The 22608-nt window shown below is 64.2% G+C and carries 22 protein-coding genes; 9 read left to right on the plus strand and 13 right to left on the minus strand.

Annotation, left to right across the window (positions count from 1 at the left end; all coding sequences use genetic code 11):
- The first annotated feature begins 36 nt into the window (after positions 1 to 36).
- Positions 37 to 948 (plus strand): LysR family transcriptional regulator, encoded by a 912-nt coding sequence (locus tag AC1DYS_RS02105; protein ID WP_477895576.1) that lies wholly within the window; start codon positions 37 to 39, stop codon positions 946 to 948.
- A 213-nt stretch (positions 949 to 1161) separates the two neighbouring features.
- Here the strand turns inward: AC1DYS_RS02105 and AC1DYS_RS02110 are convergent, their stop codons facing one another.
- Together AC1DYS_RS02110 and AC1DYS_RS02115 are read right to left on the minus strand one after the other, a co-directional pair.
- Positions 1162 to 1464 carry a PsiF family protein gene (locus AC1DYS_RS02110; protein ID WP_047486296.1) on the minus strand — a complete coding sequence of 101 codons (303 nt, stop codon included), beginning with the start codon at positions 1462 to 1464 and terminating at the stop codon, positions 1162 to 1164.
- A gap of 107 nt (positions 1465 to 1571) precedes the next feature.
- The gene (locus AC1DYS_RS02115; protein WP_477895578.1) at positions 1572 to 2930 is read right to left on the minus strand and encodes a serine/threonine-protein kinase; all 1359 of its coding nucleotides are present in this window, start codon (positions 2928 to 2930) and stop codon (positions 1572 to 1574) included.
- A gap of 122 nt (positions 2931 to 3052) precedes the next feature.
- On the opposite strand from AC1DYS_RS02115, the gene argS reads away from it, so the two are divergent.
- The 7 genes from argS (at position 3053) to AC1DYS_RS02150 (ending at position 10397) form a co-directional block, all read left to right on the plus strand.
- Positions 3053 to 4741 carry an arginine--tRNA ligase gene (gene argS / locus AC1DYS_RS02120; RefSeq protein ID WP_477895580.1) on the plus strand — a complete coding sequence of 563 codons (1689 nt, stop codon included), beginning with the start codon at positions 3053 to 3055 and terminating at the stop codon, positions 4739 to 4741.
- A 10-nt stretch (positions 4742 to 4751) separates the two neighbouring features.
- The gene (locus AC1DYS_RS02125; RefSeq protein WP_477895582.1) at positions 4752 to 5399 is read left to right on the plus strand and encodes an SPOR domain-containing protein; all 648 of its coding nucleotides are present in this window, start codon (positions 4752 to 4754) and stop codon (positions 5397 to 5399) included.
- A gap of 63 nt (positions 5400 to 5462) precedes the next feature.
- A complete protein-coding gene (locus tag AC1DYS_RS02130; protein WP_477895584.1) occupies positions 5463 to 6113 on the plus strand; it encodes a thiol:disulfide interchange protein DsbA/DsbL in 651 nt (216 codons plus the stop codon).
- A gap of 119 nt (positions 6114 to 6232) precedes the next feature.
- Complete coding sequence (lptA, locus tag AC1DYS_RS02135) at positions 6233 to 6844, plus strand: lipopolysaccharide transport periplasmic protein LptA (protein ID WP_477895586.1); 612 nt, start codon at positions 6233 to 6235, stop codon at positions 6842 to 6844.
- Positions 6841 to 7611, plus strand: coding sequence for an LPS export ABC transporter ATP-binding protein (gene lptB / locus AC1DYS_RS02140; RefSeq protein ID WP_477895588.1), 771 nt, complete (start codon positions 6841 to 6843; stop codon positions 7609 to 7611). Before lptA ends, lptB begins: the two co-directional genes overlap by 4 nt.
- A gap of 21 nt (positions 7612 to 7632) precedes the next feature.
- Positions 7633 to 9165, plus strand: coding sequence for an RNA polymerase factor sigma-54 (locus tag AC1DYS_RS02145; RefSeq protein ID WP_477895590.1), 1533 nt, complete (start codon positions 7633 to 7635; stop codon positions 9163 to 9165).
- Positions 9165 to 10397, plus strand: a complete 1233-nt coding sequence (locus AC1DYS_RS02150; RefSeq protein WP_477895592.1) for a THUMP domain-containing class I SAM-dependent RNA methyltransferase — start codon at positions 9165 to 9167, stop codon at positions 10395 to 10397. The genes AC1DYS_RS02145 and AC1DYS_RS02150 overlap by 1 nt, the downstream gene beginning before the upstream one ends.
- On the opposite strand, the gene AC1DYS_RS02155 is transcribed toward AC1DYS_RS02150, so the two are convergent.
- Positions 10394 to 11110, minus strand: a complete 717-nt coding sequence (locus AC1DYS_RS02155; RefSeq protein WP_477895594.1) for a 16S rRNA (uracil(1498)-N(3))-methyltransferase — start codon at positions 11108 to 11110, stop codon at positions 10394 to 10396. The genes AC1DYS_RS02150 and AC1DYS_RS02155 overlap by 4 nt on opposite strands.
- A 32-nt stretch (positions 11111 to 11142) precedes the next feature.
- On the opposite strand from AC1DYS_RS02155, the gene AC1DYS_RS02160 reads away from it, so the two are divergent.
- Positions 11143 to 12069: a hypothetical protein gene (locus AC1DYS_RS02160; protein WP_477895596.1), complete on the plus strand. Its 927-nt coding sequence runs from the start codon at positions 11143 to 11145 to the stop codon at positions 12067 to 12069.
- 6 nt (positions 12070 to 12075) lie between these two features.
- Here AC1DYS_RS02160 and AC1DYS_RS02165 read toward each other — a convergent pair whose 3' ends face one another.
- From AC1DYS_RS02165 to oxc, 10 genes are all read right to left on the minus strand, one after another.
- Entirely contained in the window at positions 12076 to 12588 is a 513-nt protein-coding gene (locus AC1DYS_RS02165; protein WP_477895598.1) for a hypothetical protein, read from the minus strand.
- A gap of 30 nt (positions 12589 to 12618) precedes the next feature.
- Positions 12619 to 13080: a hypothetical protein gene (locus tag AC1DYS_RS02170; protein WP_477895600.1), complete on the minus strand. Its 462-nt coding sequence runs from the start codon at positions 13078 to 13080 to the stop codon at positions 12619 to 12621.
- A 213-nt stretch (positions 13081 to 13293) separates the two neighbouring features.
- Entirely contained in the window at positions 13294 to 14967 is a 1674-nt protein-coding gene (locus AC1DYS_RS02175; protein WP_477897243.1) for a long-chain-fatty-acid--CoA ligase, read from the minus strand.
- A gap of 228 nt (positions 14968 to 15195) precedes the next feature.
- Positions 15196 to 16206, minus strand: a complete 1011-nt coding sequence (locus AC1DYS_RS02180; protein WP_477895602.1) for a 2-dehydropantoate 2-reductase — start codon at positions 16204 to 16206, stop codon at positions 15196 to 15198.
- Between the two features lie 34 nt (positions 16207 to 16240).
- Positions 16241 to 17008, minus strand: coding sequence for a fumarylacetoacetate hydrolase family protein (locus tag AC1DYS_RS02185; RefSeq protein ID WP_477895604.1), 768 nt, complete (start codon positions 17006 to 17008; stop codon positions 16241 to 16243).
- A 102-nt stretch (positions 17009 to 17110) separates the two neighbouring features.
- Positions 17111 to 17437, minus strand: a complete 327-nt coding sequence (locus tag AC1DYS_RS02190; RefSeq protein ID WP_477895606.1) for an HAD family hydrolase — start codon at positions 17435 to 17437, stop codon at positions 17111 to 17113.
- 182 nt (positions 17438 to 17619) lie between these two features.
- Positions 17620 to 18867, minus strand: a complete 1248-nt coding sequence (frc, locus tag AC1DYS_RS02195) for a formyl-CoA transferase (RefSeq protein ID WP_477895608.1) — start codon at positions 18865 to 18867, stop codon at positions 17620 to 17622.
- On the minus strand, positions 18864 to 19304 hold the full coding sequence (locus tag AC1DYS_RS02200) for a PAS domain-containing protein (RefSeq protein ID WP_047486324.1): 441 nt from the start codon (positions 19302 to 19304) through the stop codon (positions 18864 to 18866). The genes frc (AC1DYS_RS02195) and AC1DYS_RS02200 overlap by 4 nt, the downstream gene beginning before the upstream one ends.
- Before the next feature lie 17 nt (positions 19305 to 19321).
- The gene (gene frc / locus AC1DYS_RS02205) at positions 19322 to 20593 is read right to left on the minus strand and encodes a formyl-CoA transferase (protein WP_477895610.1); all 1272 of its coding nucleotides are present in this window, start codon (positions 20591 to 20593) and stop codon (positions 19322 to 19324) included.
- A 26-nt stretch (positions 20594 to 20619) separates the two neighbouring features.
- Entirely contained in the window at positions 20620 to 22329 is a 1710-nt protein-coding gene (gene oxc / locus AC1DYS_RS02210; protein WP_477895612.1) for an oxalyl-CoA decarboxylase, read from the minus strand.
- Positions 22330 to 22608 lie beyond the last annotated feature (279 nt).

Below are 22608 nucleotides of genomic sequence, written 5' to 3' on the forward strand. Positions count from 1 at the left end.
GAAGATTCGTGACTTCTCTGGAGGTAATCTAGCGGGATGGACAAGCTCAAGCAGATCGAATCCTTTGTGTCGGTGGCCGCCAAGGGCAGCCTGACGGCTGCCGCCGCCGTCGAAGGCATCGCCCCGGCGGTGATCGGCCGCCGCATCGACGCGCTGGAAGAACACCTGGGCGTGAAGCTGCTGCTGCGCACAACCCGCCGCATCACGCTGACGCACGAGGGCAGCGCCTTTCTCGAAGACTGCCAGCGCCTGCTGGCCGACCTGGCGAACGCCGAAGCCAGCGTCAGCGCCGGCGGCGTGAAGGCCAGCGGCTACCTGCGCATCACCGCGCCGGCAGGCTTCGGCCGGCGCCACGTGGCACCCCTGGTGCCCGGCTTCGTGGCGATGCACCCCGACGTGAAGGTGTCGCTGAACCTGAGCGACCGGCTGGTCGACATCGTCAACGAAAGCTACGACTGCGCCGTACGCGTGGGCGACATGCCAGACAGCAGCCTCGTCAGCGTGCGCCTGGCCGACAACCGGCGGCTGTGCGTGGCCACGCCCGACTACCTGGCGCGCGCCGGCACGCCCAAGCACCCCGACGACCTGGCTCGTCACGATTGCCTCACGCTCAGCTCAGACGCCAGCCAGACCCGAGGCTGGGCCTTCAAGCTCGACGGCGAGGTGATCCACCTGCGCCTGAACGGCAAGCTCGACTGCAGCGATGGCCAGGTGCTGCACGACTGGTGCCTCGCCGGCCTGGGCCTGGCCTGGCGCTCAACCTGGGAGGTAGAAAGCCAGATCCAGAGCGGCCAACTGGTGAGCGTGCTGAACGAGTTCGCAGCACCCCCCAACGGCATCTACGCCGTCTTCGCGCAACGCAAGCACCTCGCGCTGCGCGTGCGCCTGTGGATCGATTTCTTAAAGCAGACCTATGGCGACGCCGCCTACTGGCAGCAGGCCCTCTGAGGCACACAGCGCGCTCGGCCGAGCACGACGGCAACCAATGAAAACGCCCGAGCGGACGCGGGCGTATCAACCCATGCAGTCGCTAGCACGCGAGCACAAGCAACGCGAAGTGCCCCCTCAAGCAACGACTCACGCACGGGTCTCCCGGGCGTAGAGTTGGCGCCCCTCGGGGGCAGGAGCGAAGCGACTGGGGGGCTAGCGCTCGGGGCTAGATCATGCCGAGAGGCACGTCTTCATGAACGCCTTGCGCTCATCGCCCTTCTTGTCCTTGGCGTCGGCATTGCAGGTCTTCATCTTCTCTTGCTGCGCGGTCTTGCCACTGGCGGCGACCGGCTTGTTGGAGAGGCAGGTCTTCATGAAGGCCTTGCGCTCGTCGCCCTTCTTGTCACCGGCTTCGGCATTGCAGGTGGTCATCTTGGACTGCTGCTTGGTGGGGGCCGAAGCGGCATCGGCGGCATGCGCCGAGACGGCAAAGGCAGATGCGGCGACAGCCAAGATGCTGATCAGATGTTTCATGGAGCTTCCTTCCCGGGGTGTAGGCATAGCGAGGAGTTCGCCGGTCGCGATTGAATCACTGCCGCACGCGCCCAGCAAGGGGTCAACGCGCGAGCAGCACTTCGCGACTACAGGATGCGCCGCGGGTGGGCGATAGCTTCGTGGGCAGCATGCAACCGGCGCACCAGCACGCGGATGAACGCTTCATCGAACAAGTGGCGGCAGTTCGGGCTCACCTGCGCCAGTGTCTCGGGTGTGAACGAGATGGTAGTGGCCGGGTCGGTGACGACCACGTTGGTGCTGTGGCGGCGCAGCTCGGGGCTGGGCGCGAGGTAGGCCATCTCACCCACCGAGGTGCCGGAGCCGAGCTGGGCCACCTTGTTGCCATCGCGGAAGACCTCGACCTCACCCTGCGCAATGATGTGGAAGCTGTTGCCCTCTTCGCCCTTGCTGTACAGCGCGTGGCCGAAATCAAAGCGTTGCCAGCGTGCGCGGTGCACCACCTCCCACAGCTCCACGTCGCCGAAGTTGGAGAAGAAATCGAGCGAGCGCAGCAGGTTGAAGCGCTCGGAATCAAGCACGCCCTGCAGGTGGCCGCGCGGCACCTGCTGGTTGGTGATGAGGCCGGAGAGCGCCTGGGCGAAGTCGTCCCAGGTGGTGTAGCGATCGTCAGGCCGTTTGGCCACGGCGCTGAGGATCACGTTGTCGACACCTGCCGCCACGCCCGAACGCAAGGTGCTCAGCGGCGTGGGTTCGGCGGTGTAGATCTGGTTCATCATGGCCGACTGCGAGTTTGAGTCGAACATCGGCCGGCCGGCAATCAGGTGGTAGAGCACCGCGCCGAGCGAGTACATGTCGGCACGGCAATCGAGCGTGCTGCCGTCGAGCTGCTCGGGCGACATGTAGGCCAGCGAGCCCACGCGGTAGACCTGGGTCGTCTCCGAGGCCATGTTGAGCGCGCTGCCGAAGTCGCTGATCTTGACGTCGGTGATGTTGCCGTTGGTGATCACCGCCAGCAGGTTGGCAGGCTTCACGTCGCGGTGGATCAATCCCTGGCGGTACACGTAACCAAGCGCCATCGCGCATTTGAAGCCGATTTCGACGATCAACTCGAGTGGCAGCAACTGATCGGCGCGGCAGTAAGGCCGCAGCGTGCTGCCCGGCACATGCTCCATGACGAGATACGACTCGATGGGGTCGACCACTGCGTCGTAGATCTGCACCACGTTCGGGTGCTTCAGCCGGCCAACCAGAGCGGCCTCGGCGGCGAAGAAGCGCTCGAAATAGCGCCCGTCGGTCGGGTCGTTGGTGGCGCCGGCGCGCACGCGCTTGATGGCAACGTCGCGTTGGTGGAAGTCGTCGCGGGCCAGGAAGACCTCGCTGGTCGCACCTTCACCGAGGCGGCGCAGCACGGGGTACTTGCCGATCTGAGGCGGCAGGGGCAGGCCGCCAAAAGAGCTGCTGGGATAAGGTGTGAGCGAGGACATCGGAAACGGCATCTTGGCACTGTCCCGCAAGCCCTGCATGCCAAATTGGACACAAAACGTTGTGCTTATCCGGGCCTTTGCGCATGCCATGTCCGTGTGGATGCGCCACTTAGAATCCGTTGATGATCCAAGCCAAACAGGAATTGCTGCTCGCACTGCAGGAATCCCTTGCCGAACTGAACCCCGGCAGTACCGTTTCCGCCGCCTTCGAGTCGCCCAAGCAGGCGTCCCATGGCGACCTGGCCTGCACGGCCGCGATGCAGCTGGCCAAGCCGCTGAAGAAGAACCCGCGCGAGCTGGCGCAGGCACTGATCGACGCGCTCTCGCGCCGCGCGGCCGTGCAGCAATGGGTCGAGTCGATGGAGATCGCGGGCCCGGGCTTCATCAACCTGCGCCTGAAAGCAGCGGCCAAGCAGGCGGTGGTGTCTGCGGTGTTGACGACAGCAGACGCGTTCGGCCGCGGGCCGCAGCAGGCGCGCCAGGTGATGGTGGAGTTCGTCTCGGCCAACCCGACCGGCCCGCTGCACGTGGGCCATGCACGACAAGCCGCGCTGGGCGATGCGATCTGCAATCTCTTCGAAACGCAGGGCTGGAAGGTCCAGCGCGAGTTCTATTACAACGACGCTGGCGTGCAGATCGCCACGCTGGCCAGCTCGACACAGGCGCGCATCAAGGGCCTGAAGCCGGGTGACGCCGGCTGGCCAGAATCGGCCTACAACGGTGACTACATCGCCGACATCGCGGCCGACTTCATGGCGAAGAAGACCGTGAAGGCCGACGACCGCGAGTTCACCGCCTCGGGCGACCCCGACGACTTGGACGGCATCCGCCAATTCGCCGTGGCCTACCTGCGCCACGAACAAGACCTGGACCTGCAGGCCTTCAGCGTGCGCTTCGACCACTACTTTCTGGAGTCGAGCCTGTACACCAGCGGCCGCGTCGAGCAGACGGCGGAACGACTGGTGGCTTCTGGCAAGACGTACGAACAAGACGGTGCGCTGTGGCTGCGCACCACCGCGTACGGCGACGACAAGGACCGCGTGATGCGCAAGTCCGACGGCACGTTCACCTACTTCGTGCCAGACGTCGCGTATCACCTGAGCAAGTTCGAGCGCGGTTTTCCGAAGGCGATCAACTGCCAGGGCACCGACCACCACGGGACGATCGCACGCGTGCGCGCCGGCCTGCAGGCGGCGAACATGGGGGTCCCGGCCGGCTACCCCGACTACGTGCTTAACACCATGGTTCGCGTGGTGAAGGACGGCGCCGAGGTCAAGATCTCCAAGCGCGCGGGCAGCTATGTCACGCTGCGCGACCTGATCGAGTGGACCAGCAAGGATGCGGTGCGCTTCTTCCTGATCAGCCGCAAGGCCGACACCGAGTTCACCTTCGATGTCGACGTGGCCGTGAAGCAGAACGACGAGAACCCGGTCTACTACGTGCATTACGCCCATGCGCGCATGAGCAAGGTGCTGCGCGATTGGGCCAGCGAGCGTGGCGGCGACCTGGCCACGTTGTCGCAGGCCGATGCCTCGCTGCTGACCGCGCCGAGTGAAATCGCGCTGATGCAGAAGCTCGCCGACTACCCCGAAATGCTTGCCTCGGCCGCGACCGACCTGGCGCCGCACGACGTCGCGTTCTACCTGCGCGATGTGGCTGCAGCGTTCCACAGCTACTATGCCGCCGAACGCTTTCTGCTGGACGACAACGCCGAGCTCACCCGAGCCCGGCTGGCTCTGCTGGCCGCCACGCGCCAGGTGCTGCGCAATGCCCTGGCCGTGCTGGGCGTGAGCGCCCCCGACAAGATGTGATGGAGAAGGAATGAAGATGCAACGCCCCGCCAGCCCCAACCGCCGGATCCACCAGCGCGGCAACTTCGTGCTGGGCCTGATCGTCGGCCTGCTGGTCGGTCTCGCGCTCGCCCTCGGCGTGGCGCTCTACATCGCCAAGGTGCCGGTGCCTTTCATCAACAAGGTGCCGCAACGCACCGCCGAGCAGGACGCCGCCGAAACCGAGAAGAACAAGAACTGGGACCCGAACAGCGCGCTCTACGGCAAGACGCCGGTGAAGCCGAACAGCTCGGCCAGCGGCACCGTGGCCACGGCCCCGGCGGCTGTCCTCCCGCCGCCCGCCAGCGGAGCCATGCCAGCCATTCCGCCTGCGATTCCACCCGCAATCCCGCCCGCCAAGCCACCCGCCGAAAACACCGTGTCCACGAAACCGGGCAGTGATGCGTTGAGCTACTTCGTGCAGGCAGGTGCTTTTGGCCGTGTCGAAGATGCCGAAGCCCAGCGCGCCAAACTGGCGATGTCGGGTTGGGCGGCCAAGGTCACCGAGCGTGAACAGTCCGGGCGTACTGTCTACCGCGTGCGTTTGGGCCCGTTCGACAAGAAAGAAGAAGCCACGCAGATGAAAGAAAAGTTGGAAGGCGTGGGTGTGGAATCCGCGCTGGTCCAGGTTCAGAAGTGAAGTCCTGAACTTATCTGGCGCTGCCGTACTCCACAACCGTCATTGACCTCGAATCGATACAACATGAACCGTCGCGATTTTTCAGCACAAGTGGTGAGCCTGGGTTTGGGAACGGCTGCCCTCTCGATGGGCCTGCCTGCGCAGGCACAGGGTGGGCCAGTGGAGGGCACTCACTACGTTCGCCTCGGGACCCAGGTACCGGTGAGCGCCCCGCCAGGGAAGATCGAGGTCATCGAGTTCTTCTGGTACGGCTGCCCGCACTGCAATGCCTTCGAGCCCACGCTCGATGCCTGGCAGAAGAAGCTGCCGGCCGACATCGCGTTCCGCCGCGTGCCGGTCGCCTTTCGCGAGATCTACGCGCCCCAGCAACAGATCTTTTACGCGCTGGAAGCCATGGGCAAGGTCGACGCCATGCATCGCCGCGTGTTCTACGCGATCCACAACGACCGTCAGCGCCTGGAAAAGGTCGACGAAATCGCTGCGTTCATGGAAAAGAACGGCATCGACAAGGCCAAGTTCCTGGAAGTCTTCAACTCGTTCTCGGTGCAGACCAAGGCCAAGCAGGCCACGCGATTGGCCGAGGGCTACAAGATCGACGGCGTGCCCGCCATGGGCATCCACGGCCGCTTCTTCACCTCGGGCACACTGGCTGGCTCTCCGGAAAAGGCCCTCGCAGTGACCGAGTACCTGGTGCAGACGCTGCGCAAGGCTTGACGGTTAAAGTCGCGCGCTGAAAGGCGATTTAGCACACGCCGCGTGAGCGGCGAGCCTGCGCGAAGTCTCCCGGCTGCATGAAACTGTCGGCTAGAATGGCCTGCAAGTTTCATGCCGCAATGAACACACCACACCTCCCCCTTTCCCGCCTCGTTCCGCTCTGCGTGCTGCTGTTCGCGACCCTCGCGATGCCCGTGCATGCAGAGAAGGCCGACCGTCTGAAGAAGATGGAAGTCGAGTCCGACCAGCCGGGTAAGGTTGATCTGCAGAATCAGATCGTCGTCTTCAACGGAAACGTGGTGGTCACCAAGGGCACGATGGTGATCCGCGCGAACCGCATCGAAGTTCGCGAAAGCCCGGAGGGCTATCAATCCGCCACCGCCATCGGGAGCACGAACCAACCGGCCAGCTTTCGGCAAAAGCGCGAAGGCGTCAACGAGTTCATCGAAGGCGAGGCCGAGCGCCTGGAATACGACAGCAAGGCCGACACCATCCGCTTCATCAACAAGGCAGCAGTGAAGCGCCTGCGCGGCAGCACCGTGGCCGATGAAGTGACCGGCGCGCTGATCACGTACGACAACACGGCCGAGCTGTTCACCGTGTCGGGCGGCACCTCGGCCGCCACACCCGCCAACCCCACGGGCCGTGTGCGCGCGGTGCTTACGCCGCGGCCGGATTCGCCCGCTGCCGCTGAAGCCGCATCAGCCGCCGCGTCGGAGGCGAAGCGGTGAACGCACCAGCCCCGCTCGAAGTCACCACCAGCCGGCTGGAGGCCGTGGGGCTGCAGAAGAGCTATGGCGCGCGCAAGGTGGTGAAAGACGTTCGCCTGGCGGTCAACAGCGGCGAAGTCGTCGGCTTGCTGGGGCCCAACGGTGCAGGCAAGACCACCAGCTTCTACATGATCGTCGGCCTGGTGCGGGCTGACGCGGGCGAGATCAGCATCGACGGAAAGCGCGTCGAGCGCCTGCCGATTCACCAACGCTCGCGCCTGGGTCTGAGCTACCTGCCGCAAGAGGCTTCGATTTTTCGCAAGCTCACGGTCGAAGAGAACATCCGCGCGGTGCTCGAGCTTCAGCATGGCCCCGACGACCGCGCGCTGCCCAAGCCCACCATCGACAAGCTGCTCAACGGCCTGCTCAACGACCTGAGTATCGAGAAGCTGCGGGCGAACCCGGCGCCGTCGCTGTCGGGCGGCGAACGCCGGCGCGTCGAGATCGCACGCGCTCTGGCAACGCAGCCTCGCTTCATCCTGCTCGACGAGCCGTTTGCCGGCGTCGACCCGATCGCGGTGCTCGAGATCCAACGCATCATCGGATTCCTGAAGGCGCGTGGCATCGGTGTGCTGATCACCGACCACAACGTGCGCGAGACGCTGGGCATATGCGACCGCGCCTACATCATCAGCGAGGGCCGGGTGCTGGCCGAAGGCACACCTGGGGAGATCGTCGAGAACGCCGATGTTCGAAAGGTCTACCTCGGCGAACACTTCCGAATGTAGTTTTGTGACGGACCACGCAGTATGAAACCGTCATTGCAGGTACGCCTGTCACAGCACCTGGCGCTGACGCCCCAGCTCCAGCAGTCCATCCGGCTGCTGCAACTTTCCACGCTCGAGCTTCACCAGGAAGTGGAGCAGATGCTGGAGCAGAACCCCTTCCTCGAAGCCGAGGAAGAGGCGGCCGCGGCCTTCGAGCCGATGACCGAGCGCATCTCGCCGTCTGAGCACGTCGCGGAGCGCGAGGCCGAGCGCGTGGCCGAGCCGAATGCCGACTCTGCGCCTGACGAAGTGACTCCCGGCGTCGACAGTGCCGAGTTCGGCACCACCGAACGCGACGACTGGGAAAACGGCACCGAGCGCGATGACTTCGACGGCATCCGTGAGTTGCCCACCAGCGGCAGCAGCACCAGCAACGACAGCGACGACTTCGACCCCCACGAGCGCAACAGCGTCGGCGAGAGCCTGCAAAGCCATTTGCGCCAGCAGCTGATGGGCATGCGCCTCAGCGCCGAAGACGCAGCCGCCGTGACCGTGCTAATCGAGTCACTGAACGACGACGGCTACCTTGACGACCCGCTGGAAGAGATCGCCGCCAAACTGGCCGACGACGAAGAACAGCGCGAGGAGCTGCTCGAGCGCCTGCACTGCGCGCTCAAGTGGCTGCAGAACATGGAGCCGCTGGGCGTGGGCGCGCGCGACCTGGGCGAGTGCCTGATCCTGCAGCTGCGGGCCCAGCCGCGCAGCGAGGCGCAGATGATCGCGATCATGATCTGCAAGCAGCACCTGGAGCTGCTGGCCCGGCGCGACATGAAGAAGCTGATGGCGGCCACCGGTGCCGACGAAGAGCTCATCAAGCAGGCGCAGACGCTGATCGTCGCCACCGAACCCAAACCGGGCCGCCCCTTCGCGCGCGCCGAGGCCAACATCATCGTGCCCGACGTGATCGTGCAGAAGTCGGGCCGCAACTGGAAGGTCGTGCTCAACCCCGACGTGATGCCCAAGCTGCGCATCAACGACCTGTATGCGCAGGCCATCCGGCACAGCCGCGGCTCGCCCAACAACGGATCGGGCGCGGCGCTCAGTTCGCGCCTGCAAGAGGCACGCTGGTTCATGAAGAACATCCAGCAGCGCTTCGACACCATCCAGCGCGTGTCGCAGGCCATCGTCGAGCGGCAGAAGAGCTTCTTCACCCACGGCGAGATCGCGATGAAGCCGCTGGTGCTGCGCGAAATCGCTGACGAGCTGGGGCTGCACGAGTCGACCATCTCGCGCGTGACCACGGCCAAGTACATGGCCACGATGTTCGGCACCTTCGAGCTGAAGTACTTCTTCGGCTCCTCGCTCAACACCGAAGCCGGCGGCAACGCCTCGAGCACCGCGGTGCGCGCGCTCATCAAGCAGCTCGTGGCCGCTGAAGACCTGGCCAAGCCGCTGTCGGACAGCCAGCTCTCCAAGATGCTCGAAGAGCAGGGCATCCAGGTCGCGCGGCGCACCGTCGCGAAGTACCGCGAAGCCTTGCGCATCGCGCCGGCCAACCTGCGGCGCACGATGTAATGGCCCTGCCCCTGTTCTTGCCGTGCGCAGCCGGCGTCGAAGCATGGCTGGCCGAAGAGGTTCAGCGCGTGCTGCCCGACGCCCAGGTGCATACGGGCCGTGGTGGCGTGGGTGTGGACGGCACGCCGCTCGAGGTGATGGCGCTGAATCTTGAAAGCCGCCTGGCCCAGCGCGTGCTCGCCGAAGTGGCCGCAGGCCCGTACCAGAGCGAAGACGACCTGTATGCGCTGGCCCGCAGCGTCGACTGGATGCAGTGGATCACGCCCGAGCACACGCTGCGCGTGGACACCACCGCGCAACGCAGCCCGTTGCGCAGCCTCAACTTCGCCGCGCTGCGCGTCAAAGACGCCGTGTGCGACATGCTCCGCGAAGCCACCGGCGAGCGGCCGAACGTCGACACGCAGCACCCCGACCTGCAACTGGTGCTGCACCTCGGCGAGACGCATGCCTCCCTGTACGTCGACACCTCGGGTGAGTCGCTGTTCAAACGCGGCTGGCGCGAAGACAAGGGCGACGCACCGTTGAAGGAAACGCTGGCCGCCGCGATGCTGGCCGCGGCCGGTTGGCAAGGCACTGCAGAGGCGGGCGGCGCGTTGCACGACCCCTGCTGCGGCTCGGGCACCATCGCCATCGAAGCCGCGCAGATCGCCTGCGGCATCGCACCCGGCCTGAAGCGCCGCTTCGCCTTCGAGCGCCTGCTGCCGTTTGCAGATGCCGAGATGCGCGCGCAATGGCAGCGCCTGAAGAGCCATGCACAGTCGCGCATCCACGCGAGCGCCGTGCCGATCTACGCGAGTGACGTGGCGTTTCGCATGGTCGACTTCGCTCGCCGTAACGCACAGCGCGCCGGGGTCGAACAGGCGATCCAGTTCAACGGCGGCGACGCGCTGGAACGGCCTGCACCTCAGCTACCGGACACCCTGCACGGCACGCTGATGATCAACCCGCCCTACGGTGAACGCATCGATGTCGCCGGCAAGGCGGCACGGCCCTCGGCGCAAGACCGGGACACGCCGGACGACTTCTTCCCTCGCCTCGCCTCCCACTGGAAGCGCGCCTACACGCAGCATCCCTCCGGGTGGACGGCCTGGGTGCTCAGTCCCGACATGAAGCTGCCCAGTGCCATGCGCCTGAAGGAATCACGCCGCGTGCCGATGTGGAATGGCCCGATCGAATGCCGGCTGTTCCGCTTCGATCTCGTGGCGGGCTCGGCGCGCAGCCGCCCGGCTTAGCGAGCCGATAGTGCCAGGTGTGCAAGCACCGCCAGCGGCGCGGTGTCGGCACGCAGCACGCGCGGGCCGAGGCTGACGCCGGCGAACCCGGCTGACATCGCGAGCGCTTCTTCTGCCTCACTGAGGCCGCCCTCAGGTCCACTCAGAAACATCACAGCGCCTGTCGAAGGCGCCAGTGCGTTTGTCGCACGCGGGCTGAGCAAACATCGCTGCCCACCGTCGGACGCCGGCAAGCCGCGCAGCCACTCGGCCAGCGACCGCACTGGCGCCAACTCAGGCACGCGGGTACGGCCGCTCTGCTCGCATGCAGCGACCGCCACGCCCTGCCAATGCACAAGGCGTTTCTCCGCGCGCTCTCCGCTCAGCCGCAATACCGAGCGTTCGGTGAGCAGAGGCTGGATGGCAGCGACGCCGAGTTCGGTGGCTTTTTCAACGAGCGCATCCATGCGCTCGTTGGCCGGCATGCCGATGGCAAGGGTGATCCGGTGCGGCAGCTCGCGATCCACCGGGCCGTGCTGGCCGACCAGCACCTGCACCTCGCTGCGGCCCATCTGCTTGACGGTGGCTTGCCACTCGCCGCCTTGGCCGTTGAAGAGCGTGATATCGGCGCCGGGTTGCAGGCGCAGCACCTGCACATGACGCGCTGGACCGGCAGGCAAGCTGATGAGGGAGTCGGCCAGAAGCGGCTGCTCCAGATAGAGGCGAACGGGCATGCGGCGAGTGTGCCTCAGCTAGAGTTGCCACCATGAGCACGGACACCGAACGCCTAGACGAAATCAACGCCTGCCACGACGCCGAACCGGCTCGCGCGGCCGAGCTGCTGCGCCAGCTGAACACACGCCAATTGCCGGTCGAACGCTGGCTGAACTACGCCTATCTCATCAACCACGTGCTGGGAGAAAAGCTCTCGGCTTGGGACGAGGCGTTGTCACGGCAGCAGCAACTGATCGAGCTGGCCTTGCCCACGCCGCACCCTGCTTTGTGGCGACAGTTGGGCGCCGCCGCATTGATCGTCGGTGCTACCGATTCGCTGACCCGTGCCGCCACCGAGTTGGTGGCCACCAGCGGCGCCTTGACCGAACGCGCGCCCGAGTTGCTGGCGCTCAGCGCCGCGATGTACCTCATGCCCGCCCAATCCAACGGCGACGCGGCACAGACCGCCCTGCGAGCGCTGGCGGCGATCACCGACAGCGCGTGGCCCACGCAGACCCCGCTCGACGCTCAGACCGCCGCCTGCCTCAACAACATCGCCAGCGGCTTGCTGGAGCGGCCCGACACTGATCTGCAGCATGGCGCCTTGCGCGCCGCGCTGGCCCGCAGCGCCGAGCAGGCTCAGCGCCTCTGGCAACACGCCGGCACCTGGGTGCAGCATGAACGCGCGTTCTACACCCGAGCCATCGCCTGCACGGCGCTCGGCGAACCGCATCTCGCTCTGCGCCATGCGATGGCTGGCCTGGCGCTGCTCGACGCGCACGACAGCGCGCATGGCGAAGACGTGGACCGCGCGTTCTTGGAGCTGGAACGCTGGAATGCCTGTGCCTGGCTGGGCATGGCGGATGACGCAGCGGATGCGCTGTCCCGCGCCAACGCGCTGGCTGCGAAGTTCGGCGACGCAGGCTTGACCGCCGAGTTCGAAGGCCGCCGCAGAAGACTGCCTGAGTTCAGGCACTAGCCGAAGCTAGCGCGAGAAGCGCCTGAAGAGGATACGCACACGCCGCGTCAGCACCTGAGCGACACGCCAGCTGGCAGTGCGTTTGACGGCCGCCTTGACGCGCTCCTTGGTGGTGCGCCACCAGTTCAGCGCCCGCACGAACCACGCGAACTGCATCAGCTGCCGTTCGGTCAGCACGAACAGGCGACCGACGAGGGCGGTGCCTAGCAACTTCGCCGCGACGATCACGGCGAGCCCCAACGCTGCATGTCCCTTGTGGATGAGCCATAGCGCCACCAGCTTGATCGGGAACAGCAGCGTGGCCGGCACGATGAAGAGCACCAAGGCCCACCGTGGGGACACGCCTCGGATGGCGGCCTCCAGCCGCGCGAGCGGTGGCCACTTCGCGAGCCACGCCATGCAGGCCGTGAGCGGCCGCCAGCCCCATTCCTCGATGAAGAGGATTGCCGCCGCCAGGATCAGCAGTACACCGCGCAGGAGACGCCGCAAGCCGTGCAGCAGGCTGCGCAGAAGGGTCATCGAGAAGAAGCCGAGCGCAGCAGCGGGAGGTCAGGCGCCAAAGAGGGTGCGCCGGGCCTTTTCGGCGGCAGGCAGGCCCTTGCGATCGCGGATCTGATCGATCACGCGGGTGGCCACCTCGCGCAGCTCTTCGATGCTGTTGGCCTTGTCGACAGCCAAGGTCAGCGTAAACCCACGCAACCCCAGCTCACTGGAAATCAGCTGCGTGAGAGCGGTGGTGAACTGGGAGTAGTCGAGAGGCTCTTCAGCGGCCGCTGCCGGCGGCATAGTCGCAGGCGCCGAAGCACTGCTGGATGAGGCCGAGGAGTGGGAGGACCGGCTCGATGACGAGCTGGAAACCGGTGCGATCAACCCCAGCGACTGGAGAGACTCGAAGTCTTCGGGCTTCACGCCAGCCACGTTGGCCAACAGCATCTCTTCGGTCTTGATACCGTCAATCAGCAGCAAGAGATTGCGTTGGCTGCGCTCTTTGACGAGCGCACGCGTCTGCATTTCCGTTCTTCCCGCATCAGTCTTGGACCAGATCACCGGCGAGCTCCCGTGGATGACAACGTCGTTGCGCTTGCAAGTGTGCGTCGCTTACGCACTGCAGGACTTGTTTCGGCCCGTTCTGTGCAACGTTGTTCCACATTAGAACCGCCACGGCGCCAAGTTTTCACGATTTCCATCTGGGGCCGAAGGAATTTCACTTCCGCGTTCGCGGAATCAGGCTTTGTCACGGAGCTCCCGGCGAAGGATCTTGCCAACCGGCGTCTTCGGCAGGTCGTTGCGGAATTCGATGATCTTGGGCCGCTTGTAGCCTGTCATGTTGGCCTCGCAATAGGCTTTCACATCGGCTTCGGTAACGGCGGGGTTGCTGCGCACGATCACCAGCTTCACCGCCTCGCCGGCCTTGGCGTCGGGTACGCCCACCGCAGCGCATTCGCGGATGCCGGGCATCTGCGTCACCACGTCTTCGATCTCGTTCGGGTAGACGTTGAAGCCGCTCACCAAAATCATGTCTTTCTTGCGATCGACGATCTTGAAGTAGCCGCGCGCGTCCACGGTGCCGATGTCGCCGGTGCGGAAGTAGCCATCGGCCGTCATCGACTTGGCCGTCTCGTCGGGGCGCTGCCAGTAGCCGGCCATCACCTGCGGGCCGCGGATGGCGATCTCGCCCGGCGTGCCGGCGGGCACTTCCTTGCCGTCGTCATCGAGAAGGGCCAACTCGGTGCTGGGCAAAGGCAGGCCGATGGTGCCCGTGAAGGCATCGCTGTCGAGCGGGTTGCAGGTGGCGGACGGCGACGTCTCCGACAGGCCATAGCCTTCGCAGATCGGGCAACCCGTCTTCTCGAGCCACAGCTTGGCGGTGGCCTGCTGAACGGCCATGCCGCCGCCGACCGAGATCTTCAAGTGGCTCCAGTCCACCGTGTTCAACCCCGGGTGGTTCGCCATGGCGTTGAACAGCGTGTTGACCGCCGGGAAGCTGTGGATGCGCTCACGCGACAGGTCCTTGAACACCGCCGGGATGTCACGCGGGTTGGGGATCAGGATGTTGCAGCCGCCGGTGCGCATCGACAGCATCATGTTCGAGGTGAAACCGAAGATGTGATACAGCGGCAAGGCGCACACCGTCGTCAGCTGTTCGCCTGCGGGCACCTTCTTCAGGGCCGGCTGGTACCAAGCCTCGCTCTGCAGCGTGTTGGCCACCAGGTTGCGATGCAGGAGCACCGCGCCCTTGCTCACACCCGTGGTGCCGCCGGTGTACTGCAGCACGGCAATGTCGGTCGGCTTGAGGTCGGGCGCGCGGTAGGCCGCCTTGCGGCCGGCCGCCACCGCGTCGTTGAAATGCACGACGCCGGGCAGGGTGAAGGCCGGCACCAGCTTCTTCACCTTGCGCACCACGTAGTTGACGATCAGCCCCTTCGGGAAGCCGAGCATCTCGCCCATGCTGGCGAGGATGATCTTCTTCGTCGGCACCGCGGCATAACAAGCTTGCAGCGTGGCAGCAAAGTTCTCGACGATGACAATGGCCTTCGAACCCGAGTCCTTCAGCTGGTGCTCGAGTTCACGCGGCGTGTACAGCGGGTTCACGTTCACCACCACCAGGCCGGCGCGCAGGATGCCTGCCACTGCGATCGGGTACTGCGGCACGTTGGGCATCATGATGGCCACACGGTCACCCTTCTCCAGCCCCTGCGACTGCAGGTAGGCCGCGAAGGCCCGCGACTGCTCGTCGACAAGGGCAAAGCTGAAGCTCTTGCCCATGAACTTGTAGGCGGGCAGGCTTGCGTGCTTCTTGAAGGCCTCCTCGATCAGTGCTGTGAGCGACTGGTATTGATCGGGGTCGATCTGCTCAGGCACGCCCGCGGGGTATTGCTTGAGCCATGTCTTTTCCATCTTCTGCTCCGAATGCAACTCTTGCATGAAGGCGAGATTCTGACGCATAGCTGACGTGACCCACATCAGGGGTTTCGAGCGTCGAACGGTCGTGCGTTTCCATCAAACGTGAAAACGACCACACCTTGGCCTTCATGGGCCGAGTTTGCTCAGAAGTCAGAGCGGAGATTGAGCTGCTGAACAGACGCGTCATACGCCTTGCGAACCGTGTGACGCGAGAGCGCTGGCTCAGCTTGCAGCGACAAGGCGAACCTGTCCGCTTTGTGCATCCATGGTTTGCGCAAGCAGCTTGACGAGCGCATACACCGTGTCGATGTGCGGTGTCGGCGTCTCGGTGAGACGGGCCAGCTCGACGACGGCGCCGACCAGTGCATCGATCTCCGGCGCGCGGCCGGCTTCGACGTCCTGCAGCATCGAGGTCTTGTGCTTGCCGACTTTTTCGGCGCCGGCAATGCGCTTCTCGAGCGTCACACGAAACTCGATGCCGAGCTTGTTGGCCACCGCCTGCGCCTCGCGCATCATGGCCGAGGCCAGCTCACGCGTCAGAGGGTATTGGCAGATGTCGACCAGGGTCGAATGCGTCAGGCTGCTGATCGGGTTGAAGGTCAGGTTGCCCCAGAGCTTGAGCCAGATCTCGGCGCGGATGTTGTCGAGCACCGGTGACTTGAAGCCCGCCTGCGTCAGGCAGGCCGAGACGCGGTTGACGCGCTCGCTCGACGACCCGTCGAGTTCGCCGACCGGGAAGCGCTCGCCTTCGATGTGCTTCACAACACCTGGCGCAATGAGTTCGGACGCGGGGTACACCACGCAACCGATCACGCGGCCTGCCGGAATCTTCTCGCCGACGATGCCGTTCGGGTCGACGCTGCGCACGACGCTGCCCGCGAGCACGCCACCGTGTTTGTGGAAGTACCAGTAGGGGATGCCGTTCTGCATCGTCACCACCACGGTCTCGGGGCCGAACAGCTTGGGCACGTCGTTCGCAACCGCTTCGACCTGATGGGCCTTCATCGCGAGGACGACGATGTCTTGCGGCCCCGCTGCGGCGTAGTCGTTCGTGGCCTTCACGTTGCGCGCCACCTGCTCGTCGCCTTCGGCAGAGATCAGCTTGATGCCGTTGTTGCGGATGGCATCGAGGTTGGCTCCGCGCACCATGAACGTGACGTCTTCACCGGCCAGCGCGAGCTTCGCTCCCACCAAGCCCCCGATGGCGCCAGCGCCTATGACTGCAATCTTCATGTCGAACTCCAGTTGTTGAATTCTGGTGCGAGCTCTAACCGAAACGGTTGCTGAGCTTGCCGACGCCGTCGATTTCGACTTCGATGACGCTGCCCGGTTTCATCGAACCGACACCGATCGATGTTCCGCACAGGATGACATCGCCCGGGTAGAGCGTCATGTCGAAGGAAATCAGGCTGACCAACTGTTGTACCGAGAAGCGCATGTCGCTGATCGGATAGTTCTGGCGGACCTCGCCGTTGAGCACGGTGGTCACGGTGAGTGTCGCGGGGTCGAGCCCGGAGGCCACCACCGGGCCCATCGGGCAGAAGGTGTCGAAGCCCTTGGCGCGCGACCACTGCGCGAACGAGGCGTCGCGGTTGAGTATGTCGGCCACCGTCACGTCGTTGGCACAGGTGTAGCCGAACACATGCGACAGCGCCTGCGATTCAGCCACTGCCGTGCAGGTCTTGCCGATGACGATGCCAAGCTCCCCTTCGAACACCACCTTGCCGTCACACAGCGGTTTGCGAATGGTTTCGTTGGCCGCGAGAAAGGAATTCGGCGACTTGAGCAGATACAGCGGCTCCAAGGGCACGGGCAAATTCAGCTTGGCGCCCAGCGCATGGAAGTTGTTCCACATCGCAATGACCTTGCTCGGCTCGGAGGGCGTCAGAAGCTTCACGTCGCTCAGTGCGAAGACGGCGCCCGTCGGCTCTGACGCGCCGTACATGTCGCCCCGGCGCTGGTGCACTCTGTCGCCCTCGAGTGTCCCGAAACTGATTTGGCCGGCGTGTTCGAAGCGGATCCAGCGGAGCTGCATGGTGGGGTTCTTCTCTGGTGGACCCGCCGGCCCCTGCACAAGCGGGCCCGACGGCGTTGAACATTGTCTTTGAGTGGGCCGAGCCGATCCACTCCTTGCAATTCACACGCCCAATTCACCGCCGAGCGTTTCGGACCAGTCGAACTGGGCGCGACGCCCCGGGGTCTGTGCTGTCCAGTTCTTAGCCAGCAAGGCCTTTTTGGCTTGAATGGCTTCGACCAAAAAATCGGCGTCATAAGCTCTCAAAAGATGGGCCTGGCGGCTCTGCAGATAATGCCGAACGCACTCAGTGGTATTCGAGCTGTGGTTTAACAGCTCGTTATAGGTATTGCTGTCCCAGTGCCATCGAAAACCCAATTCATAGAATGCCGCGTTATAGGCATTCAATTCCTCATCTTGGGCGGAATGAGCTTGCAATCCATGGGCCATGATCTTCTCCTTTGAACTTGGCTGCCGCGGTTGATAAATCAAAATCGGCGGGCAGGTACAAAATGTAGGATCGTTGACCCATAATTGATAGTTAAAGTATTTTATCTAGACCATTCTCTCGAGGTTATGGATTGATTTTGACCGTGCCGAGGGGTGGGCGGCCGGCGCCGCCCGGTGTCAGTTCAGATCACCCGCTCGGCGCGAAGCATGGCGAGGTCATCAGCGCTGTAACCCAGCTGCGTCAGCACTTCTTCGGTGTGCTCTCCCAGCAGCGGTGAGCGCGTCACCTCGGTGGCGCTGTCCGACATCTTGATCGGGTTGCCGACCGTCAGGTACTTGCCCCGCGTAGGGTGGTCGACCTCGACGATCGTGCCGGTATTGCGCAAGGACTCGTCTTCCGCGATCTCTTTCATCGAAAGAATCGGACCGCAGGGAATGTCGTACTTGTTCAGGATTTCCATGGCCTCGAACTTGGTCTTGGTCATGGTCCATTTCTCGATGCGCGCGAAGATGGGCTTCAGGTGAAGCAGTCGCGCTGCCGGCGTGGCATAGGCCTCGTCGTCGATCCAGCCTTCTTCGCCGATTACTTTGCACACCGCCGGCCACACAGCGCCTTGCGTGATGAAGTAGATGTACGCGTTCGGGTCGGTCTCCCAGCCCTTGCACTTCAAAATCGACCCGGGCTGGCCACCGCCCGATGCATTGCCTGCGCGGGGAACGGCTTCGCCGAAGGTGCCGTCGGGGTACTGCGGGTACTCGTGCATGGTGCCGGTGCGCTCCAGCCGCTGCTGGTCGCGCAGCTTCACGCGGCAAAGGTTGAGCACGGCGTCTTGCATCGGTGCCAGCACCTTCTGGCCACGCCCAGTGCTGTTGCGCTGATAGAGCGCGGCCACGATGCCCAGCGCGAGGTGGAGGCCAGTGCCGCTGTCGCCGATCTGGGCGCCAGTCACCATGGGCGGGCCGTCATCGAAACCGGTGGTCGACGCCGAGCCACCGGCGCACTGCGCCACGTTTTCGTAGACCTTGCACTCTTCATACTTGCCCGGCCCGAACCCCTTGACCGAGGCGACGATCATGCGGGGGTTGAGCTTCTGGATGTGCTCCCAGGTGATGCCCATGCGGTCGAGGGCACCGGGAGCGAAGTTCTCGACCAGCACGTCGCAGGTCTTGATCAGCGTGTCGAGCACCTCCTTGCCTTTCGGCTTCTTGGTATCGAGCGTGATCGAACGCTTGTTGTGGTTCAGCATCGTGAAATAGAGGCTGTCCACACCGGGAATGTCGCGCAACTGGCCGCGAGTGGCATCGCCTTCGCCGGCACGTTCGACCTTGATCACGTCAGCGCCGAACCAGGCCAATAGCTGGGTACAGGTGGGGCCGGATTGGACGTGGGTGAAATCGAGAATACGAACGCCGTCGAGTGCCTTGCTCATTGCTTGCTTCCAGTTGTCTTGGCCTCCATTTCTACCAGACGTTTGCGCAGCTCGCGTTCCTCGGCAAATCGGGTCGTTTCGTCGCGGACGATCGCCACGATGCCGCTGACTTTCTTGTCCGCCGAGAAGATCATCGACACCGTGAAGGCGATCGACAAGGTGTGCCCGTCTTTATGCAGGGCGGGCACGCGCAAAACATCGGCACCGTATTTGGTGACGGCCGTCTCCATCGTCTTGTGATAACCGTCCCAGTGCCGTTGGCGCTGTCGCTGCGGAATGATGAGGTCCAGCGACTGGCCGAGCGCTTCGGCTTCGGTAAATCCGAAGATGCGCTCGGCAGACTTATTCCACAACGTGATAGCGCCCTTCGCATCGCAAACCATGATCGCGTCGCCGGCTCCTGCGACGAGCTGGGTGAGATCGACGTTCGTTTGCAAAGGTAGCTCCCCAGGTATCAGACCACTTCAGATCGGTGCAGCGCGGCGATCTGCTCCTTGCTGTAGCCGAGTTCGGCGAGCACTTCATCGCTGTGCTCACCCAGCAGCGGCGAGCCGACGACTTCGGGCTTGAAGCCCGAGAACTTGATCGGGCTGCCGATCGTGAAGTACTTGCCGCGCTCCTTGTGGTCGACCTCGACGATCGAGCCGCTCGCGCGCAGTGACTCGTCACGCAGCAGGTCTTTCATCGACAGCACCGGTGCGCAAGGAATGTCGAACTTGCGGAAGATGTCGACCGCTTCGAACTTGGTCTTGTCCTTGATGAAGTCTTCGATCGTGTCGAAGATTTTCGTGATGTGCGGCTGGCGAGCCTTGGCCGTGGTGTAGGCCGGGTCGGTCTTCCATTCCGGCTTACCCAGCGCGTCACAGATCGGCTCCCACGCATGGCCCTGCACCGTGAAGTAGATGTAGGCGTTGGGGTCGGTCTCCCAGCCCTTGCACTTCAGGATCCAGCCCGGTTGGCCACCGCCGCCGGCGTTGCCACCACGGGGTGTCACCCGGTCCTTGAACGCTTCCATCTCATGCGGGTACTGCGGGTACTCCTCGAGATAGCCCACCTTCTCCAGGCGCTGCTGGTCGCGCATCTTCACGCGGCACAGGTTCAGCACAGCGTCCTGCATCGAGCAGGCGACCTTCTGGCCTTTGCCGGTCTTCTGACGGCCGATGATGGCCGTCAGGATGCCGATGGCCAGGTGCATGCCGGTGTTGCTGTCGCCCAGTGCGGCAGCGCTGATCGTCGGCTGCGAGTTCTCGCCCTTCCACCAGCCGGTGGTGGACGCCGCGCCGCCGGCGCATTGCGCCACGTTCTCGTAGACCTTCAGGTCTTCATAGTGGTGGCCGTCGGAGAAGCCCTTGACCGAGGCCAGGATCATGCCGGGGTTCAGTTCCTGGATGCGCTCCCAGGTGAAGCCCATGCGGTCGAGCGCGCCGGGGCCGAAGTTCTCGACCATCACGTCGGACTCGCGGATCAGCTTCTCGAGCACTTCCTTGCCCTCAGCCGCTTTGGTGTTCAGCGTCAGCGAACGCTTGTTGCTGTTCAGCATGGTGAAGTACAGCGCGTCGGCGTTCGGGATGTCGCGCAGCTGGCTGCGTGTCACGTCACCAGCGCCAGGGCGCTCGAGCTTGATGACGTCGGCGCCGAACCAAGCCAGCATTTGTGTGCAGGCGGGGCCGGCCTGAACGTGCGTGAAATCGATGATCTTGATGCCCTTGAGTGGCAGGTCGCTCATGTCTATGCTCCTAAGTGTGGACTGGGTTACTTCTTCTTGGCGGCCTGCGGATTCAGGCTCGTGATCCGACCGCTCTCGGTACCTGCGGTTTCATCGATGACGGCGTTGATCAGTGTCGGCTTGCCGGACGACACTGCCTCCTCCAACGCCTTCGCCAGTTCTTCGGTGGTGTTGGCGAGAACGCCCACGCCGCCGAAGGCCTGCATCATCATTTCGTAGCGCGCGTTCTTGACGAACACGGTGGGCGCAACGTCACCGCCACGTGGGTTCACGTCGGTGCCCTTGTAGATGCCGTTGTTGTTGAAGACGATCACGCAAACCGGCAGGTTGTAGCGGCAGATGGTCTCGACCTCCATGCCGCTGAAGCCGAAGGCGCTGTCGCCTTCGATCGCGATCACCGGCTTGCCGGTGGTCACCGCTGCAGCGACGGCGAAACCCATGCCGATGCCCATGATTCCCCAGGTGCCCACGTCGAGGCGCTTGCGCGGCTCGTACATGTCGACGATGCTGCGCGCGAAGTCGAGCGTGTTCGCGCCTTCATTGACGACGATCGCATCAGGGCGCGCCTTCACGGCGTTGCGGATGACGTTCAGCGCGCTGTGGAAGTTCATCGGCGAAGGCGTCTGCGCCAGCGTGGCAGCCATCTTCGACAGGTTCTTGTCCTTGCGCTCGGCCAGGCCTTGGGTCCACTCGGTCGGTGGCTTGGCCCAGTTGGAACCCATGCCCGCCACCAGCGCGGCAACGCACGAGCCGATGTCGCCGACCAGCGGCGCGGCGATCGGCACGTTGCTGTCCATCTCGGTGGGCGAGATGTCGATCTGGATGAATTGCTTCGAGTTGGGCTCGCCCCAGGTCTTGCCCTTGCCGTGCGACAGCAGCCAGTTCAACCGCGCACCAACCAGCATCACCACATCGGCCTCGGCCAGCGCGTACGAGCGGGCGGCCGATGCAGACTGGTTGTGCGTGTCGGGCAGCAGGCCCTTGGCCATCGACATCGGCAGATAAGGAATGCCGCTCTTCTCGACCAGCGCGCGAACGTCGGCATCGGCCTGCGCGTAAGCGGCGCCCTTGCCCAGCACGATGAGCGGGCGCTTGGCGCCCTTGAGTAGCGTGAGTGCGCGCTGGACCGAATCGGGGGCCGGGATCTGGCGCGGTGCGGGGTCCACCACCTTGATCAGCGACTTCTTGCCGGCCGCTGCATCTATGGTCTGCGCGAACAGCTTGGCTGGCAGGTCGAGGTACACGCCACCCGGGCGGCCCGACAGCGCGGAGCGGATGGCGCGCGCCACGCCCACGCCGATGTCTTCGGCATGCAGCACGCGGAACGCAGCCTTGCACAGCGGCTTGGCGATTGCGAGCTGGTCCATCTCTTCGTAGTCGCCTTGCTGCAGGTCGACGATCTCGCGCTCGCTCGAGCCGCTGATGAGGATCATCGGGAAGCAGTTGGTCGTGGCGTTGGCCAACGCGGTGAGGCCGTTCAGAAAGCCCGGTGCAGACACCGTCATGCAGATGCCCGGCTTCTGGGTCAGGAAGCCAGCGGCAGCGGCTGCGTTGCCGGCGTGCTGCTCATGGCGGAACGAGATGACACGCAGACCTTCGGCTTGCGACATGCGCGTGAGGTCGGTGATCGGGATACCGGGCAGGGCAAAGATCGTGTCGATGCCGTTGAGCTTCAGGGCGTCGATGAGCAGGTGGAACCCGTCGGTCTGTTCGCTGGCTTGGGTGTCGTTTGTCATGGTGTACGTCTCTTCGTTTTGGCTGCTACAAGGGTCGTGCAGCAACGTGCGGCAGCGACCTCCAAAGGTGGATATCGCCGCCCCGCTGGGTGCCGGGGTACGGGGTCTTGCATCGTCGGGGTATCATAGAAATCGATCCCTGTTCTCCCAATTGACCGCGGTCAATTTTCGAAAAATGGACTGCCGAGCGACCCGGTTCTGCGCCATGTTTCGTTCGCTGCAGCAGCTTCGCTGTTCGATACCCATCCCGATAAAAACGTCATTCGTGTTTCTTCGGCG

The sequence above is a fragment of the Rhizobacter sp. P2_G4 genome, from assembly GCF_056403575.1.

What these genes read in the sequence shown, in the direction of transcription:
- AC1DYS_RS02190 (WP_477895606.1), bottom strand. Translation starts at nt 17,437, where the DNA reads ATGGCCCATGGATTGCAAGCTCATTCCGCCCAAGATGAGGAATTGAAT.
- AC1DYS_RS02130 (WP_477895584.1), top strand. Translation starts at nt 5,463, where the DNA reads ATGAACCGTCGCGATTTTTCAGCACAAGTGGTGAGCCTGGGTTTGGGA.
- AC1DYS_RS02150 (WP_477895592.1), top strand. Translation starts at nt 9,165, where the DNA reads ATGGCCCTGCCCCTGTTCTTGCCGTGCGCAGCCGGCGTCGAAGCATGG.
- AC1DYS_RS02185 (WP_477895604.1), bottom strand. Translation starts at nt 17,008, where the DNA reads ATGCAGCTCCGCTGGATCCGCTTCGAACACGCCGGCCAAATCAGTTTC.
- AC1DYS_RS02155 (WP_477895594.1), bottom strand. Translation starts at nt 11,110, where the DNA reads ATGCCCGTTCGCCTCTATCTGGAGCAGCCGCTTCTGGCCGACTCCCTC.
- argS (WP_477895580.1), top strand. Translation starts at nt 3,053, where the DNA reads ATGATCCAAGCCAAACAGGAATTGCTGCTCGCACTGCAGGAATCCCTT.
- oxc (WP_477895612.1), bottom strand. Translation starts at nt 22,329, where the DNA reads ATGACAAACGACACCCAAGCCAGCGAACAGACCGACGGGTTCCACCTG.
- AC1DYS_RS02115 (WP_477895578.1), bottom strand. Translation starts at nt 2,930, where the DNA reads ATGTCCTCGCTCACACCTTATCCCAGCAGCTCTTTTGGCGGCCTGCCC.
- AC1DYS_RS02145 (WP_477895590.1), top strand. Translation starts at nt 7,633, where the DNA reads ATGAAACCGTCATTGCAGGTACGCCTGTCACAGCACCTGGCGCTGACG.
- AC1DYS_RS02125 (WP_477895582.1), top strand. Translation starts at nt 4,752, where the DNA reads ATGAAGATGCAACGCCCCGCCAGCCCCAACCGCCGGATCCACCAGCGC.
- frc (WP_477895608.1), bottom strand. Translation starts at nt 18,867, where the DNA reads ATGAGCAAGGCACTCGACGGCGTTCGTATTCTCGATTTCACCCACGTC.
- frc (WP_477895610.1), bottom strand. Translation starts at nt 20,593, where the DNA reads ATGAGCGACCTGCCACTCAAGGGCATCAAGATCATCGATTTCACGCAC.
- AC1DYS_RS02160 (WP_477895596.1), top strand. Translation starts at nt 11,143, where the DNA reads ATGAGCACGGACACCGAACGCCTAGACGAAATCAACGCCTGCCACGAC.
- AC1DYS_RS02180 (WP_477895602.1), bottom strand. Translation starts at nt 16,206, where the DNA reads ATGAAGATTGCAGTCATAGGCGCTGGCGCCATCGGGGGCTTGGTGGGA.
- AC1DYS_RS02175 (WP_477897243.1), bottom strand. Translation starts at nt 14,967, where the DNA reads ATGGAAAAGACATGGCTCAAGCAATACCCCGCGGGCGTGCCTGAGCAG.
- AC1DYS_RS02165 (WP_477895598.1), bottom strand. Translation starts at nt 12,588, where the DNA reads ATGACCCTTCTGCGCAGCCTGCTGCACGGCTTGCGGCGTCTCCTGCGC.
- AC1DYS_RS02170 (WP_477895600.1), bottom strand. Translation starts at nt 13,080, where the DNA reads ATGCAGACGCGTGCGCTCGTCAAAGAGCGCAGCCAACGCAATCTCTTG.
- lptA (WP_477895586.1), top strand. Translation starts at nt 6,233, where the DNA reads ATGAACACACCACACCTCCCCCTTTCCCGCCTCGTTCCGCTCTGCGTG.
- AC1DYS_RS02105 (WP_477895576.1), top strand. Translation starts at nt 37, where the DNA reads ATGGACAAGCTCAAGCAGATCGAATCCTTTGTGTCGGTGGCCGCCAAG.
- AC1DYS_RS02110 (WP_047486296.1), bottom strand. Translation starts at nt 1,464, where the DNA reads ATGAAACATCTGATCAGCATCTTGGCTGTCGCCGCATCTGCCTTTGCC.